Source organism: Lewinella sp. 4G2, from assembly GCF_001625015.1.
Classification (GTDB): Bacteria; Bacteroidota; Bacteroidia; order Chitinophagales; family Saprospiraceae; genus Neolewinella.
The window spans coordinates 1,292,581-1,309,992 of sequence record NZ_LVWJ02000014.1 but is presented as its reverse complement, the minus strand read 5'-3'; the positions used below and the strand labels follow the sequence as shown (position 1 = coordinate 1,309,992).

Below are 17,412 nucleotides of genomic sequence, written 5' to 3'. Positions count from 1 at the left end.
ATTCAAAAATAAAATACCAAAATAAGGAACCTCGGTATATTCATTAGGCCGCGAAAGTACTTCATCCTACTGAGTAGCCGTAGTTTACAAGTGTCGGTTTACCTCCATTTAAGGCGGTTTGGGAGTATTTTAACCTGATTTAGCGCTTGTAGCGGCCCATCGAAAGGCAGACCGAAAATCATACCTTGGCATTTACCTAGTAAAGGATACACGGTGGCAGGACGGTTACTTAACTAGGATCATCCAGCCCGTAATCCTCCGAGTCCGCCGGAATAGTTTCCCGCAACGCCGCTACGAATTGGCACCATTCACAGTCGCTTTCGCCGCACCCCGCGAAATCCTGCTCCTGAATGGACGCCCACGTTTCTCCGATGATCTCGCGAATCGCGATCATGTCCTTCGGTTCGAGCCGCCCCTCCGAAAAGGGTTGCTCCCCCGCCTGGTTGATCATCAGGTAACTGATGTGGCCTTCCTTCACGCGGCGGATCTGCCCCGGCCGCGCGTCGTACAGCAATTTGTAGAAGGCCAGCTGCCGCCAGTACGCTCCCCCTTCGGGTTTGGATTTTGTTGGGCCACGCAGCTTGCCGGACTGGGTACTACCCGACCCCGACGCGCTCGTTTTGTAATCCACCACGCGCACGAAGGCATCCGAAAGCACGTCCACCCGGTCGATCATTCCGGTTAGGGGGATGCCATTCACTTCGGCGTTGACGATTCGGAGTTCGGTTTCGCAATCGGTCGTCCAGGTCGCCCGGTAGGTATCGAAATAGAGGCTCAGCGCGGCCTTTCCCTGCTCCATCCTGCGGCTGAAAGCTGCGGGCGTAAAGCGGCCCCGCCGGTTGGAGAGGCTGGCCTCAAAGTTGTACAGTAATTCTTCCTTGCTGGGGAAGACGCGGCCCGAATCCGCCAGCATCCGGTTGAAGTAAGTCTCCAGCGCTTCGTGGAGGGCGGAGCCGTAGAGGGCCTGCTCCCGTTCCCGGTCCGGCACCCCGAGTAGCTTCTCGTAGAAGAATTTAGTGGGGCAATCCAGGTAAGCGTAGAGGGCGGAAACGCTGAGGCGAAAGTCGGAAAGCAATTCCGCCACCGCCGAGCGTTCGAGGCCGGGTAGGCGGGAAGGATCCACCGGCCCGAGTTGGGTTTTAGCCAGCTCAAAAGTCCTGTCGCTAGCCAGCCCTCCGGGTTGGAGGGTAAGGTCGGTCTTGGCCACCAACTCATCGATGAAGATGGCCCGTTCTTGGGCTTTATTCTTGTCGTTCAGTTCGGAGACGGAGATCACTACCTCCGTTTTTGCGCGGGTGATGGCCACGAAAAAGAGGCGGCGCTTGGCTTCCTCCAGGCTTTCGGGGCCGGTGTAGGACAGCGTATCCGGCAGGCTGAATTTCCGTTGGCCGCCGCGGTTACTGCCCGTCCCCCAGGTCTTCTCCGAGCAGTCGAGCATCCACACCTTATCGTATTCCAGCCCCTTCGCGCTGTGGGCGGTGACGAGCGTCACGGCCTCCACCTGGTCGAGGTGAGAACGGATGGGGATCTCCAGCCAGTTATCGTCCATTTGCTGGAGGGTATCGAGCAATCCGGTGAGCGTCAACTTAGGGCGGCGGGCGATCTCGGCGATCACGAAGTCGTTGAAGGTAGCCAGGTGCTGCACCAGTTCCGCCCGGTTCGGGTCGCGCAGGGTATCGGGTAGCAGGCCGGATTCGTTCATGGCGCGCTCCACGTAGGCGGGTAGGGCAAGGCTGCCCATCAGACCGATCATTTCTTCCAGCCAGGCGGCAACGTGCAGGATCTTTGCTTTCGTTTCCAGGTCGGTTGGCCACGCCGCAGGGTCCAGCAGGTACATCCGCCAGGTGGGGGATTGCCCGCGTTCATTCCGGAGTTGGAGGCGGGCGACGTTCATGCGGGCCAGGTCCACCGGTGCGATGCCAAAGCAGCGGAAGTGGAGGACGCGGTAAATCAGGTGTTCGCCGGTGCCGGGGCTGGTGTGTTCCCCGTCCAGGTACCCCAGTAGCTCCCGAAGTTGCCGCGCTGGCCGGCCGTCCAGCACGTTCGGTCGCCGCTTCGTTCGGTAGGGGATCCCACTACGTTCCAGCACGTGGCGCAGGCGCGCGGCCTGGCTGTGTTTGGCGTAGATCACGGCCATTTCTTCCCACGGCACCCCGGCTTCCTTCCACGCAAATAGTTGGGCGAGTAGCCCCGCCAGCTCCTGCGTCTGGTTGGTGTACTCGTAAATTGAAACGGGCGCTGCTTCAGGTTCCGTAGCCAGAGTGGGCGCTGCCGCAGGTGCAAGGGAGGTGGGGAAGGCGGCGGCGGATAGTTGTTTATCCACCTCAATGTCCGGAAGCTCAGCCCCGATCCGGTAGTTATTCCCCTCAATGAGGGCGGATGCGGCGTTGAGGATGGCCTGCCGGCTCCGGTAATTCTCCTTCAGAGTAATGACGGTCACTGCGTCGTACCGCTGAAAGAAGTCGATCATCGACCGGAGGCGGGCACCCTGGAATTCGTAGATGGCCTGGTCGTCGTCCCCTACAATGAAGATGTTGGGGCGTTCCCACGGTTTGGTCAGGAGGGTGATGATGTCGTCCTGCGAGCCATTGGTATCCTGGAATTCATCGACGAGGAGGTACTGGTACCGCTCCTGGTAGGAGAGCAACAGGGAAGGGTGTTCGTTAAAGGCCCGGAGGACCCACCCGATCATATCTCCGTAATCGTAGCGGCGTTGTTCCCGCAGTGCCTGCTGGTAGCGGGGGAAGAGTTCCGCCGCGGCCCGGAGGCGTTCCATTTTATTGGTGGCTTCGGCGATCTTCCCGAGTTTGAGATCGCCGGGCTGCTTGTCTTTGTATTTCTTGGCGTAGAAGAAACCTTCCGTCGTGGGTAAATCCCGCACGTAACGTTCGATGGCTTGTTCGATTTGGTCGAGGTCCCAGTTTTCACTCTTGATGTCGCTAAAGAGGTTCTTCAGGTGGGGCTCGTGGTAGTAGGGCTCGCTGTAGCCTTGCTTGAGGGGGTTGTCCGGCGGCACCTCATCCAGCAGTTGGCGGATGATCCGGATTTGTTCCAGCTCACTAATGGGCTCCAGTCCCGGCCGGCCAAAGTACTGCAGGTTCTGCTGGATGACGTTGGAGCAGAAGCCATGAAAAGTATGGATGTTCACCCGGTGGGCCTCCGGACCGATGAACTGCAGGAGCCGTTCCCGCATCGCTTTGACCCCAGCGTCGGTAAAGGTGAGGCAGAGGATGTTGTGGGCGCCGGTGTCCGTCTCCAGCAAAATGTTACCGATGCGCGCGGCGAGGAGGTGGGTCTTGCCCGTCCCCGGCCCGGCCAGGACCATGACCGGTCCATCGATCTGCTCCACGGCGGCCCGCTGGGCGGGGTTGAGGCGCTCCATCTCGGCGAGGAAAGTGGCGTTGTTTTCTTGGACTTGTTGGCGCATGAAGGGGGCGTGCGGTAGGATAACCGGTGGTGGGGGGATAGGTTGGGGGGGATGGGGAAAAGGCGGTGTCTATTTGGCATCTAGGTTGAATAACGAAGACCCGGAGCGAGGTAGGTGTTGGGATTTAAAACTCCGAGGAATTCGGCGTTATGATCGAAAACCCGGAGCGAGATCGATGTAGAACAAATTCCGAATGAGGTCGGCGTTAGAATCGAAAACCCGGAGCGAGATCGGCTACGCCGACTAACACCGGGCTACGAGGTGAACCCCTCCGGGGTTAACGTTAGTAGACGTATGGCTAGGTTCGTTTGGCTATTGGCGGGAATAACGAAAACCTAGGGTCGTTCGGCCGTTGGCCTCCTTGACCCTAGGCTAACTAGCGTCTCCCTCCGGGACACTTTGTCTCCGTTTTGATGAGATTCACAATAGCTCCGAGATATTAATCACCTGATAATTCCTCGGTTGCTCTCTATTCTCCTCTTACTCCCTAGGAAACCGCCGGAGGCATTCCACGTCGCCCTTCATATTGAGGCATCCTTTACTATTGCCCAATCCCAATTGCCCCGCACCCGCGGCAGCGCCCAATATCCAAGACAACGCGCAACTATGCCATTCCGCCTCGGTGTTCGGCTACGGATTGTGGGAAGGAAAGGCCCGCACGCCCTAGCTACGGGCCGCCTAATTACCCTTACCTTCGCGCCTTAAAATTTATGACCCATGGAACGCAGCGAACAGGAATTAGTACGAAGAGATAATTTGACGAAGATCCGGGAGATGGGGATCGAGCCGTTTCCGGCGGCGACTTTTCCCGTGACGCACCTGGCCAAAGAGATCAACGAGACGGCGGAATTTGACGAGGAGAATAAATCGACGAATCTTACCGAAGTGACCGTGGCCGGGCGGCTAATGGCGCGGCGGATCATGGGGAAAGCCTCCTTTGCATCCATTCAGGACAGTTCCGGGCGCGTGCAGATCTACGTGAGTCGCGACGATATTGCGCCGGGGGAAGACAAGGCGTTGTACAATACCCTGTTCAAGAAATTGCTGGATTTGGGCGACTTCATCGGGGTGAAGGGCTTCGTGTTTAAAACGCGGACGGGGGAGACCTCCATCCACGTCAAAGAATTTACTTTTCTGGGCAAATCGCTGCGCCCGTTACCGACCCCGAAAACGGATGAGGACGGCAACGTTTACGACAAGTTTGACAACCCGGAACTGCGTTACCGGCAGCGTTACGTGGACCTGGTGGTGAACCCAGAGGTGAAGGAAACCTTCATCAAGCGGACCCGCCTCGTCACCGCCATTCGCACCTTCCTGGACGGGATGGGCATGATCGAGGTGGAGACGCCCATCCTGCAGGGAATTCACGGTGGCGCCGCGGCCCGGCCCTTCGCGACCCACCACAATACGCTGGACGTACCGATGTACCTGCGGATCGCCAACGAACTTTATTTGAAGCGGCTGATCGTCGGGGGATTTGATGCCGTTTACGAATTCAGCAAGAACTTCCGCAACGAGGGGATGGACCGGACGCACAACCCCGAGTTCACCGCCATCGAATTTTACGTAGCCTACAAGGATTACAACTGGATGATGGACACGACCGAGGAGTTGCTCGAGTACGCCGTCAAGACCGTCAACGGAGGCGACCACGCCAAGGTGATGGCGGGCGAAAACGAGATCGACTTCGCCGGCCCCTACCGCCGATTGACGATGGCCGACGCCATCAAGGAATACACCGGTGAAGACATCAACGGCGCCGACGAGGACGAACTGCGCGCCATCGCGAAGCGGCTGCACGTCGGCCTCGACAACACGATGGGCCGCGGTAAAATCATCGACGAGATCTTTGGCGACCACGTGGAGGCCAAACTGATCCAGCCCACCTTCATTACGGATTACCCCGTGGAGATGTCTCCCCTCACCAAAAAGCACCGCAGCAAGCCCGGTTTGGTGGAGCGCTTCGAACTGATCGTAAACGGTAAGGAATTAGCGAACAGCTACTCCGAGCTCAACGACCCGATTGACCAGCGGGAGCGTTTCGAAGAGCAAGTCAAGCTCGCCAAGCGGGGTGACGACGAGGCCATGCCGATCGACGAAGACTTCCTGCGCGCCCTGGAGTACGGGATGCCGCCCACGGCCGGGATTGGCTTTGGTATTGACCGATTGGTGATGTTGATCACGGGGCAGTCTTCGATTCAGGAGGTGTTGTTTTTTCCGCAGATGCGGCCGGAGGGGGTGAGTAACGATTAACGATTAGTGATTGACGAGTGACGATTGGCTACCGCTGTTGCACTCGCTTTGCTCGGCTGCCGATAAGTGAGGACTGATTTTCCCCTCATGCGCCATACTACCTGATTAGAAACGGGAGCAGCCAAAGTACCTGGCTTCTCCCGTTTTAGTTAGTACTGTGGCCAATCCATTCACTTTGGACCTGCGGTAGCGCCCTATTTAAAATGCAATTGCATAGGGACTTATGATTTAATTGAAATCCTGCAGAATTACGAATACAAATGAGGCCTTCGCATTAACGCCACTAGATTGGCATTGCACCCCTCCCCGCCAATAATTTTCCTACCTTTTATCCCAAGTTTATCCCGCATAACTCAAAATTAGGCTTCACTAAGTACCAGGCAATTCATGATACGCGCGAACCTACTAGCCTCTACTTTGCTGCTGTGGCTACTGGCGATTGTCGCTAGCCTAGCGACTACGGGGTGTGGTCCCAGTCGAGGTTCGGTAAGCTTTACGGCGGATGTACGGCCCATTTTTAATGCCAAGTGCGTTGGCTGCCACGGCGGCGTTAAGCAAGCGGGTGGCTTTGGGCTAGTTTTCAGGGAAAATGCCCTACGGGAAACGGCCTCCGGAAAATTCGCCATCGTGCCAGGTGATGCGGCCAGTAGTGAGGTCATCGTCCGCGCCCGGCACGCGGACCCGGAATTACGGATGCCGCTCGGTGAGCAACCACTTACGGATGCGGAAATAAGCGTCCTCAGCCAGTGGATCGATGAGGGTGCGGAATGGGAAAAGCACTGGGCCTATGAGGTCCCAGTCCCACCGGAAGTACCCGCGGCCATTGACGGAGCAGGCCAACGGATTGATCATTTCGTTCGTGCGCAGTTAAAGGCGGAGGGGATTGTCCCAAACCCACCAGCCGACAAGGACAAATTACTCCGCCGCGTCAGTTTTGACCTTACGGGCCTCCCTCCGCGGCCAGCTCTGGCGGAAGCTTACCTGAGTGATGAGCGGCCCGATGCTTACGAACGCCTCGTAGATACCTTACTCAGCCAGCCTACCTACGGAGAACATTTGGCGAGCTACTGGCTCGATCTGGCCCGGTACGCGGATAGCCGGGGAAACGAAAGAGACCAGTCCCGAACGATCTGGCCCTACCGCGACTGGGTGATCCGCGCCTTTAATCGGGACCTGCCGTTTGACCAGTTCACCATCGACCAATTGGCTGGGGACCTACTGGAAGCACCCACCGAAGACCAATTGATCGCCACGGCCATGCACCGGAATACCCCGGCGAACGACGAAGGTGGTACGGAGAACGAAGAGTTCCGAACCCAATCCGTAATGGACCGCGTCAGCACGACGTACGAGATATGGCAGGGGACTACGATGGCCTGCGTACAGTGCCACAGCCACCCCTATGACCCCATCGAACACGAACGCTTCTACGAGGCGTACGCTCTGTTCAATAATACGGTGGACCACGACCACGCCACGGAAAGCCCCAATTTCATCACCTTTCACGCCCATAATGAACGGAAGTACCGCAAACTCAGTGACTGGCTCGCCGAGGAAGACAACAGCACCCAGCAGTGGTGGCGGCGGTGGATCAAGATGCGAGAGCCCAGGATGCGCGCCTACAATCTGGAGGCGTACGATGGTGTCTTTACCGGACGTGGTGATGAGGATGTCCTCGTACTTCGCAATGGTAACCATATCATCTTACCCGAACGGGACCTGGGAAATACTGACGCGCTGGTACTGGAGTATGCACCCCGCAGCCCCGGCGATTTGATATTTCGCCTGGACGGCCCACAAGGGAGGGAGATTGGTCGATTTACTAACGACAAAGGCGCCTGGACGAAACGACAACGGTTAAATTTAGCTGGGCAGTCGGGTACCCACCGCATCCACGTAACGGCCCAGGGCGCCCCGGGTGACGGGGAAGTCGTCCGCCTGTACACCGTAGGTTTTGAGGATGCCCTGCCGGGTGCCGAACGGGATGGCTACGCGGAAATCAAGCGCTTCGTCGAAGAATTAACCACTACCTACGATTCTATCCGCACACCGATCTTACTAGAAAATCCTCCGGAACAAGCCCGAAAAACCTACCTGTTTGAACGAGGCAACTGGTTGGTCCACGGCAAAGAGATGGACGGTGGGGATTTTGCCAACCGCCTTGAATTTGCGCAGTGGCTGGTCAGCGATACCAATCCCCTTACTGCGCGGGTGACGGTCAATCGTTTTTGGGCGCAACTCTTCGGGCGCGGCTTGGTGGCTACGCCGGCGGATTTTGGCAGCCAGGGTGCGTCACCAAGCCACCCCAAACTGCTAGATGACCTTGCCCTCCGCTTTGCGGGAGATTTGAACTGGAGCGTCAAAGCCTTATTACGGGAGATTGTCCTGTCCAAAACGTACCGGCAGAGTTCCTACGCCAGCGCGGAGTTGTTGAAGCGGGATCCGGAAAATGACCTCTTTGCACGAGGGCCCCGCAAGCGCCTGACTGGCGAACAGGTGCGCGACCAGGCCCTGGCTGTCTCCGGTACCCTGAGCCAGAAAATGTACGGCCCGGGCGTCATGCCGCCTCAACCCGACGGATTGTGGGACTTCATTCCGTACAGCAACTTGAAGTGGACGACCAGTGAAGGGGAGGACCGGTACCGCCGGGCGGTCTATACCTTTCTGCGCCGCTCCGTACCCTACCACGGCCTCGCTACGTTCGATGGCTCCGACCGTCAGATGTGTCTTTCGGAACGGGTGACGACCAACACGCCACTCCAGGCCCTGATGACCCTGAATGACCCTGCCTTTCAGGAATTGGCTCGGCACTACGCCACGGCCCTGCTTGAGATTGAGGACCCCAATGATCGCATTCAGCAGTTATACCAACGTGTTTTACTGCGACGACCGACAACTGAGGAAGCGATCATCTTACGTGGCCTTTACGCCGAAGCGCTAGCTCATTACTGGACGGTCAACCAGGGCAGCGCGGACCTAGAAGCCACCACCGTGATCGTAAACGCCGTCCTGAACCTCGACGAAAGCATCAACCTATCCTAGTATGAGCGGAATAGCCAATGAAGTGCTCGACCGCTTCGCAACGATGAATAGCCGGCGGACCTTCCTGAGAAAGTCTACCCTGGCGCTGGGTGGCGTTGCCCTGGGTGGGCTGCTTGGTTGCGGGCCGGATGTGGAAGCCGACACTTTACCGCAATCGGTTCGGCAAGCCCTCCGCCACGCTCCCCGGGCTAAGCGCGTGATCTACCTGCACATGGCCGGAGCACCCTCTCAATTAGAGCTGTTTGACTACAAACCGGAACTTGAGCGACTCCACGGACAGGATTGCCCCGCAAGCTTACTGGAGGGGAAGCGCTTTGCCTTCATTCAGGGCGTCCCGAAGATGCTAGGACCACAGGCGACGTTTGGCCGGTACGGCGAAAGTGGTGCTACCGTTTCAAACTTGCTGCCCCACTTCCAATCGGTGGTGGATGAGGTATGCTTCATGAAGGCCGTCCACACTAAAGAATTTAATCACGCGCCAGCGCAATTGCTCATGCAGACTGGCGACCCTCGAGGTGGGCGGCCTTCCCTGGGGTCGTGGCTAAGCTACGGGCTGGGTTCGGAGAACGAAGACCTACCGAGCTTCATGGTGCTGGCATCTGGTGGTCAGGAACCCAGTGCAGGTAAGCGCTTGTGGAGTAGCGGTTTTTTGCCATCCATCCATCAGGGCATTCAGGTACGGACGGCGGGAGACCCCATTCTGCACCTTTCCGATCCGGACGACATGTCGCGCGATCTGAGGGGGCGCAGCATTGCGGCCATTAACAAGATCAATAAGATCCAGCACGAGGAAGTCGGCAACCCCGAAACAATTACCCGGATCAAGCAGTACGAAATGGCTTACCGCATGCAGGTGTCCGTCCCGGAAGTGATGGACATCAGTAAGGAACCAGCCGCCATGCACGACTTTTACGGAACGGAGCCGGGCAAAACTTCATTCGCCAACAACTGCCTGCTGGCGCGCCGCTTGGCGGAATCTGGCGTGCGGTTCGTGCAACTCTACCACTGGGGTTGGGATACGCACGGAACGACCGCCAGCGAAAGCCTCAACATCGGACTGAAGGACCGCTGCCGGGAGATCGACCGGCCCATGACAGCCCTCATCGCAGATCTGAAACAACGGGGAATGCTCGAAGATACCCTCGTTGTCTGGGGCAGTGAATTTGGGAGAACACCCATGCAGGAAAATCGGGGCGGAACGGTCAATTCCTTTTTGGGGCGCGACCACAACGGTGAAGCTTTCACCATGTGGATGGCTGGCGGTGGCGCCCGGCCTGGGGTAACCTACGGACAAACGGATGCCATTGGTTACGCTGGCGTTGAAAACCGGATGCACGTTCACGATGTACAAGCTACCCTATTGGAATTGATGGGCTTTAATCACAAAAAATTTACCCATTCCTTTCAGGGTAGAGATTTCCGGTTGACGGATGTGCACGGGGAGGTGATTAGGGAGGTGATTGGGTAGCGCGATGCGACTTGATAGGTATATTTGCTATATGATATGTGAGGGCTGATTTGCCTACCGCACGGCTTTTTCACACTGCGTGCTCACTTCCGTTTTAGGTCAGCCGCCTAAAACTATAGTTAACTTACACTTTAAGGATATTACCCTTTGTTATTCTTTAAGCGAAATACCCATTACTTTTTAACCCCGAAATGCGGATAAAACCCTACCGTGTTTTACAAATCTAAACTTCATGAAACTGTTTAATTTATTTTTTATCCTGTTGGTGTCGCTGACCTTTGCGTCTTGTGACGATGAGGAAGACCCGGTGAGCAGCGATGACGGCATCGTCGGAACCTGGGACTTACAAACCTTTGAATTCGATGTGGAATCCTCCACGACAAGCCCACTATTTAATAGTGAATCCGTGACTAGTGGCACGGCAACCGCTAGCGATTATCAAGTCACTTTTACAGATAATGGCACCTGGACGGCTACGGGTTCTTATTCCGTTACCATTACGTCTACGGTTGATGGGGTTCGCCAAGCCTCTACGCCTAACGATTACACCTCGGTAAATAACACGGGAACCTACACCGTGGACGGAAACCTAATCAGTGTGGATGGCAGCTTCTTCACTTTGGAATTTCAAGGCATGCAGATTTCCGGCGTTGGCGGGCCACAAGTTGTGCCTTTTGAAATTAACGGTAACACATTGAAATTCACCCAAGATGATGAATCGGAGATTACTTCAGGTGAGGTTACGACTGAGACGAGATCCTTTTCTGAATCCATTTGGGAACGACAGTAATCAAAGCACTAAGTTTTAAAACCTAGAGAGAGGATCTTCATTAATGAGGGTCCTCTTTTTTGGTTTATACGTAACTGACTTCGCAAAATGCTGCCATATCAAATCAATCCGCAAGCCGTAAGCAACCTGTTATGTTTTAAATTCTTTTGCGTGGACGAACATGGCCTCTGATTTAGCCTTGATGTGGTAAAAATTCCGCACCATGGGCCTGTTTACCTCCAAAAAGAAATCCTCCCCCGATAAACCCGAAAAGCCAGCGGAAGCGCTACCTACTGACGGCGTTTGCGATTGGAACCACGCCACCCTCCAGCAACTGCGTGACCGCGCGGCCATCCAAAGCCTGGTGGGCCGCTTTGCCTGCGGTATTGATTTCCGGGATTGGGATGCCTTCGCCGATCTCTTCACTACAATGGTATCCGTAAACATGGACCCACGGACGGCCCCCAGCCCACCCGCTCCCGTGCCCATCGCAGCTTGGAAGAAAGTGGCCGCCGCCAGTTTCGAGCCCTACGATAGCACCCACCACGAAGTCGTTGTTGACTATATCAATTTAAATAACGACGAGGCGGTAGCCGTCAGCCACTTCCAGGCCAGTCACTACCTGGCCAACCCCGATGGATCGCCAACTTTCGTACAAAAAGGTACTTACCGGCATACCCTGATGCGTACGGATGACGGGTGGCGTATTAGCGGCTGGGAACAGGATGTTCGTTGGGGGACGGGGAATCGGGCGGTTTTGGATGAGGCCACCAAAAATATGTGATTCTCAAATTTTGATTCTCAAATTTTGATTCTCGATACTCGATTCTCGATAAATGAGGACTGAGTGGCTACCGCACGGCTTTTTCGCACTGCGTGCTCAAGAAGGTGTTGCTTGTGTTGCATTCGAAATACATTAAACACTATTTGTTTCATTTGCTGCTTTTCCGTAGCTTTGGATAAACAGCAGACATGACATCCAACCAAAAAGCCCAGATTTTAGAAGACAGACTGATTGCGTTCGCTATTCGTATTATTAAAGTGGCAGACAACTTGCCAAAAACATTCAGCGGCCAGCACTTTAGCAAGCAGATTGTGCGATCAGGAAGTGCTCCAGCTTTGCTTTATGGGGAAGCCCGCGGAGCTCAATCGGATAAAGATTTTCGGCACAAAAGCAGTATTGCGCTAAAGGAGTTACGGGAGACCTACATAAATCTTAAGATCATCCTCGGGGCTAAATATTTATCCGACCACAGGCTTAAAGACCTCATCGTTGAAAATAACGAACTCATCAGCATTTTTGTAGCCACCGTCCGATCGCTCGACAAAAAGTTAAATGCAGGTAGAGGTTTAGCAGATAGAAGAGCATAGCACCTCCCGAGCGATATTTACCACAACTCCACGTCTAGTTAAAACCCGAGGGAGTGCAAAGCACGACAGAGCCGTGCGGCAGCCGCGAAGCAGCAACGTAGTTCATCAGTCCTCGCCGATCGAGAGCATGAAGTACTGCGCAACAAATCGAGATTCGAGAATCATTTAGATCTTCTTCTCCCGATATTTACCACAACTCCACGTCCAGTTAAAACCCGAGGGAGTGCAAAGCACGACAGAGCCGTGCGGCAGCACAATCAGTCCTCGCCAATCGAGAATCGAGAATCGAGAATCGCATCTATGCCATCCGCCACCACGGCCCCAACTCCGCCCGCCGCCTCCGCGCCGCGCTGGACGCCTACGCCCCCGACCTCATTCTCCTCGAATGGCCGGCCGACGCGGTGAACCTGACGGACGTCGTGGCCAAGGACCTGCGGCCACCCGTCGCCATGGTGCTCTACGACGCTAAGGACATTGAGCGGGCCAGCTTCTACCCCTTCGCCAGTTTCAGCCCCGAGTACCAGGCCATCGACTGGGCGGTGGAGCACGGGGTGACGGTGACGCCCATCGACCTGCCCGCCAAGAACTACCTCGCCGAAACGGCCGCCCACGTGCCGCCCACCCTTTTCCAAACGGAGGAGCCCCCGCCGGAAACGCCCTCCCTGCTACCGGGGAAGACGCGCAAACAACTCAACCGCCAACTGCGCCGCGACCCACTTTCGCTGATGGCGGAACTGGCCGGTTACGAAGATTCTGAATCCTGGTGGGATGCTACGCTGGAGCGCGGCACGGACAATCCGGAAGCCACCTTTACCGCCCTCTTGGAAATGATCGGTGAACTCCGGGAAGCCTTTCCTTCGGCATCCGATGCGGAAAACGAGCGGCGGGAGGCCTTTATGCGCACCGAGATCCGCAAGGCCATGAAATCCGGGGCGGAGCGGATCGCCATCATCGTCGGGGCCTTCCACGGGCCGGCGGTGAACGACATCGGCCGGTACAAAGCCTCCACGGATAAGGCGCGGCTCAAGGGTCTGCCCCGCGTCAAGGTGGCGACGGCGTGGGTGCCTTGGTCCTACCCCCGCCTGGCCCGGTCGGGTGGGTACGGGGCCGGGGTACTGAGCCCATCCTGGTACAAATTACTCCACGACTTCCCCGAAAACGCCACGGCAAGATGGATGGCCACGGCCGGCAAACTCCTCCGCGAAGAAGGTTACGACGCCAGCCCGGCCATGGCTACGGAGGCCGTCGCCCTCGCCGGCGCCCTGGCCAATTTACGCGATCACGAAGCCCCCGGCATCCAGGAATTGGAGCAAGCCCTCCTCGGCACCCTCGCCGCGGGCCGCCCAGAACGGCTGGCAATCATTCACGAAAAACTGACGATTGGTACGACGGTCGGGTTCGTCCCGCCGGGGGTCACGTCCGTCCCGCTCGTCGAGAACTTCAATAAGGAGATCAAGAGCACCCGGATGGCCAAGCTCTGGGAAACTGCGGGCCAGTTATACCTCAAGGCCACCAAGACCAACCCGCGGGGCGGCATCGATCTGCGCGCTTCCAATGACCTGCGGAAGAGCCACCTTCTCCACCGCCTCAACCTGCTCGGCATCCATTGGGGGAGCTTACAGCCACTCGGCCCGGACACCATCAGCAGCTTCAAGGAGATCTGGTTACTGGAGTGGAAGCCCGAGTTTTCACTCTACCTCATCGAGCGGGCGAGTTACGGCAATACCGTCGCCAGCGCCGCGGCCAAGTACAGTGAGGAAAGGGCGCAGGAGCTGACGACCGTCCTCCCCCTCGCCCAACTTACCCTCGATTGTTTGCGGGCGGACTTGCCGGACGTCGTCCCCACCCTCATGGATCTCCTGCGCCAGCGGGCCGCCGAAACGACCGACGTGGCGGCGCTGCTCGCGGCCATCCCCACGCTCGTGCAGACCAGCCGTTACGGGGATTCCCGCAAGACGGATACGACGGCGCTGTTGCAGGTCATCGACGAATTATTACCGCGCCTCGTCGCTGGTTTGCCCGCCGCGGCGACCAACATTGACGACGACCAGGCCACCGATTTACTCGGCCATTTGGCGGCGGCCAACTACGCCATCGCCCAGCTCGAAAATGAGTTGCACGACGACGTTTGGGAGGGCGGCCTGCGCCGGGCCGTTGCCGCCGGGGGCATTCATCCCCTCATCGAGGGCCACTGCGTGCGCCTCCTTTACGACCGTGGTTTGTTCGACGACGCCGCGGCGGCCAAGCGCTTTTCGCGGGCCCTTTCGGCGGCCAATTCCGCTCATTACGTGGCCCAGTGGCTCAGCGGGTTTTTGCACGGTAGTGGCCAATTACTCTTTCATTATCCGCCGCTCTGGGCGCTTGTCGATGGGTGGGTGGCCGGTCTTGCGTGGGAAGATTTCGAGGCCATTCTCCCCCTCCTCCGCCGCACTTTTGCTGACTTTAGCGTCTTCGACCGCCAGCGTCTACTCCGCTTAGCCCAGTCCGATAATCAGGGCGCTGTCGCGGGTGCCGGGGAAAGGGTTGATGTGGCAGGCGCAGCTTCTGTCCATAACCCCGCACCTGCGGCAGCGCCGATAGATGAAGTGGATTACCTTCGGGAGGAAGCGGAAGTGGTTGAGGGGGAACACGAAGATTTGGTAGAAGCGCTTTTGGGGTGGATGGGGTAGCGGTTTTGGTGCTTTGGTATCTTGGTGCTTTGGTGGCCACCATCGAACGGGAGTGGGGATATTTCGGTTACCAAATCACCAAAGCACCAATTATGTGTGGACGCTACAGTGTTGTCATCGACGAAGCGAAGCTGCGGGAGCAATTTACCCGCGACCTCTTTACGCCTACAAATGCGCTGGTGAAGAACTACAACGTGGCCCCGACGCAGCGGAACCCCGTAATTACGAATGCGGACCCGGACCGATTAAATTTATTTCGCTGGGGACTCGTGCCGTTCTGGGCCAAGGACCTAAAAATTGGGGCGCGGATGATCAACGCGCGGCGCGAGGGGATCGAGGATAAGCCGAGTTTCCGCAAGGCCATCCGCGAACGGCGGTGCCTGGTGGTGGCGGATTCCTTCTACGAATGGCAACGTAAAGACGGCAAGAAATACCCCCACCGCATCTTCCCGGCCGACGGTAGCCTACTCGTAATGGCCGGTATCTGGGAAACCTGGAAGGACAAGAATGACCCCGACGCGGAGGCCGTCCATACCTACTCCATCATCACCGGCGCCCCCAACGCGGAAATGGAACCCTTGCACGACCGGATGCCCATGCTCCTCCAACAAACGGACCTCCAAAATGCGTGGCTGGACGATTCGACTTCACTAGCGGGAGTAAAAGACCTACTACGGACGCCGCCGGACGGGACACTGACGGCGTACCCCGTTTCGGCGATGGTGGGGAACGTAAGGAATAACGGGGCGGAGTTGCACGAGCGGGTGGGGTGATTTGTATCCTCCAAAATAAATTAAGTAATTATTTAGCGTATGCCTCACCCCTTTAAAATCATACCCGCCACACCGTCCGACTATGCGGTAATTCAACGGATCGCCCACGCTACCTGGCCAGATACGTTTGGGGATATTCTCTCCCCCGAGCAAATTGAATATATGCTGGAGCGGATGTACAGCTACGCCGCCATTGAACGACAGGTGGCGGAGGGCCACGTATTTTATTTGATACTGGAGAACACCGCACACGCCGTTGAAAATGGCTACGCAAAAGGGAAATCAAATAAATTCAGCGCCGTAGGTTACGTTAGTTACCAATTAAATTATTTACCGGCCACGGCCAAACTCCACAAACTCTACGTGCTGCCGGACCGGCACGGGAAAGGGTACGGGCGCGCGCTCATCGATACCGTTAAGCGAATTGCCAAAAACGAAGGCCAGAAAAAACTGCGGCTGGACGTGAATTACCAGAATAAAGCCATCGGCCTGTACGAGCATCTCGGCTTCGTGAAACTGGATCGCTTCGATACGGATATTGGGAATGGGTACTTGATGGAGGATTGGCGATTAGTCTGTAGTCTGTAGTCTGTAGTCTGCAGTCTTAGGGGCGGCGCACTATAGACTATAGACTACAGACTTTACCACAAACCCCTACCTTACAACTCTCAACCACCTTTCATGCTCCGCCGACTCAAGATCGCCTACAGCCTGTACAACCTGTTCAACCGGAAACGGCTCGATCACAACGTGGCGGCCTACGACAAACTGGGGCTGGAGAAAACCTACTTCTCCCCCGTATCCAGCAAGGACTTTGAGGGGAAGGACCCGGCTAAGCTGAAGGAGGGGAAACCGGCCATCCGGGTAACGGAAACTGAACTGTACCGCTCCCTTCCCGCAGCGGATCGGGCTTCGGTGGATGCTTTTGAGGAGGTGGGCTATTGCGTCCTGCCCAACTTTATCGACGCCGAGGTGGCGGACCGGATCAATGAGGAGATCGACCGGATGGTCAAGGACGGCACGCTGACGTACCAGTACAACAGCAAACTAATGTTCGCCATCCGCCACAGCGACCGGCTGCGGGACTTGTGGACCAACGAACGGCTGACGGAATTCCTGAGTGCGCTCCTCCAAGGCCGCGCGCGGCTTTTTCAGAGCATCAACTTCACGCAGGGAAGCCAACAGAAAACGCATTCGGACAGTATCCACATGACGACCTTCCCCCTCGGCGGATTACTCGGCGTGTGGCTGGCGCTGGAGGATATTGGTCCGGACCAGGGCCCCCTCCACTACTACCCCGGCAGCCACAAAATGCCGTACTACCTCAACCCCGAATACGACAACGAAGGCGATTGGTGGCGGACCGGCGAAAAGTTGTACGGTGACTACGAAAAGATGATCGCTGAAAAGGTGGCGGCCACCGATTACGAGCGCAAGACCTTCCTCGCTAAAAAGGGCGATCTCTTCATCTGGCACGCCAACCTCCTTCACGGTGGAGAGCCCCATTTGAATAAGGAATTGACGCGCAAGAGCATGGTGCTGCACTACTTTGACGTGGAGCGGGTTTGTTACCATGAGATTACGCAACGGCCGGCGTTGATGTAGGGGTGGTGTTATACCTGTTACCAGCTCACCAGCTA

General features: G+C 56.7%; 11 protein-coding genes. 10 read left to right on the top strand and 1 reads right to left on the bottom strand.

Translation table 11 applies throughout. The features are described from left to right. Window positions 1-229: 229 nt before the first annotated feature. The gene (locus A3850_RS06525) at window positions 230-3,427 is read right to left on the bottom strand and encodes an ATP-dependent DNA helicase (protein ID WP_068215070.1); all 3,198 of its coding nucleotides are present in this window, start codon (window positions 3,425-3,427) and stop codon (window positions 230-232) included. A 717-nt stretch (window positions 3,428-4,144) separates the two neighbouring features. On the opposite strand from A3850_RS06525, the gene lysS reads away from it, so the two are divergent. The 10 genes from lysS to A3850_RS06475 all read left to right on the top strand — a co-directional run bounded on the left by lysS (window position 4,145) and on the right by A3850_RS06475 (window position 17,377). Next, window positions 4,145-5,680, top strand: a complete 1,536-nt coding sequence (gene lysS, locus A3850_RS06520) for a lysine--tRNA ligase (protein ID WP_068215069.1) — start codon at window positions 4,145-4,147, stop codon at window positions 5,678-5,680. 387 nt (window positions 5,681-6,067) lie between these two features. Continuing rightward, window positions 6,068-8,722: a DUF1553 domain-containing protein gene (locus A3850_RS06515; protein WP_068215068.1), complete on the top strand. Its 2,655-nt coding sequence runs from the start codon at window positions 6,068-6,070 to the stop codon at window positions 8,720-8,722. Window position 8,723: 1 nt separating this feature from the next. Next, entirely contained in the window at window positions 8,724-10,190 is a 1,467-nt protein-coding gene (locus A3850_RS06510) for a DUF1501 domain-containing protein (protein ID WP_068215067.1), read from the top strand. Between the two features lie 232 nt (window positions 10,191-10,422). After that, window positions 10,423-10,980 carry a hypothetical protein gene (locus tag A3850_RS06505; RefSeq protein ID WP_068215066.1) on the top strand — a complete coding sequence of 186 codons (558 nt, stop codon included), beginning with the start codon at window positions 10,423-10,425 and terminating at the stop codon, window positions 10,978-10,980. 202 nt (window positions 10,981-11,182) lie between these two features. Next, the gene (locus tag A3850_RS06500; RefSeq protein WP_068215065.1) at window positions 11,183-11,743 is read left to right on the top strand and encodes a nuclear transport factor 2 family protein; all 561 of its coding nucleotides are present in this window, start codon (window positions 11,183-11,185) and stop codon (window positions 11,741-11,743) included. Between the two features lie 188 nt (window positions 11,744-11,931). Beyond that, window positions 11,932-12,330 (top strand): four helix bundle protein, encoded by a 399-nt coding sequence (locus A3850_RS06495; protein ID WP_068215064.1) that lies wholly within the window; start codon window positions 11,932-11,934, stop codon window positions 12,328-12,330. A gap of 284 nt (window positions 12,331-12,614) precedes the next feature. Continuing rightward, entirely contained in the window at window positions 12,615-14,999 is a 2,385-nt protein-coding gene (locus tag A3850_RS06490) for a DUF5682 family protein (protein WP_369916978.1), read from the top strand. A gap of 32 nt (window positions 15,000-15,031) precedes the next feature. After that, window positions 15,032-15,772 (top strand): SOS response-associated peptidase, encoded by a 741-nt coding sequence (locus A3850_RS06485; RefSeq protein WP_231915288.1) that lies wholly within the window; start codon window positions 15,032-15,034, stop codon window positions 15,770-15,772. Between the two features lie 39 nt (window positions 15,773-15,811). Beyond that, entirely contained in the window at window positions 15,812-16,360 is a 549-nt protein-coding gene (locus A3850_RS06480; protein WP_068215062.1) for a GNAT family N-acetyltransferase, read from the top strand. A gap of 93 nt (window positions 16,361-16,453) precedes the next feature. After that, window positions 16,454-17,377: a phytanoyl-CoA dioxygenase family protein gene (locus tag A3850_RS06475; RefSeq protein ID WP_068215061.1), complete on the top strand. Its 924-nt coding sequence runs from the start codon at window positions 16,454-16,456 to the stop codon at window positions 17,375-17,377. Window positions 17,378-17,412: the final 35 nt, after the last annotated feature.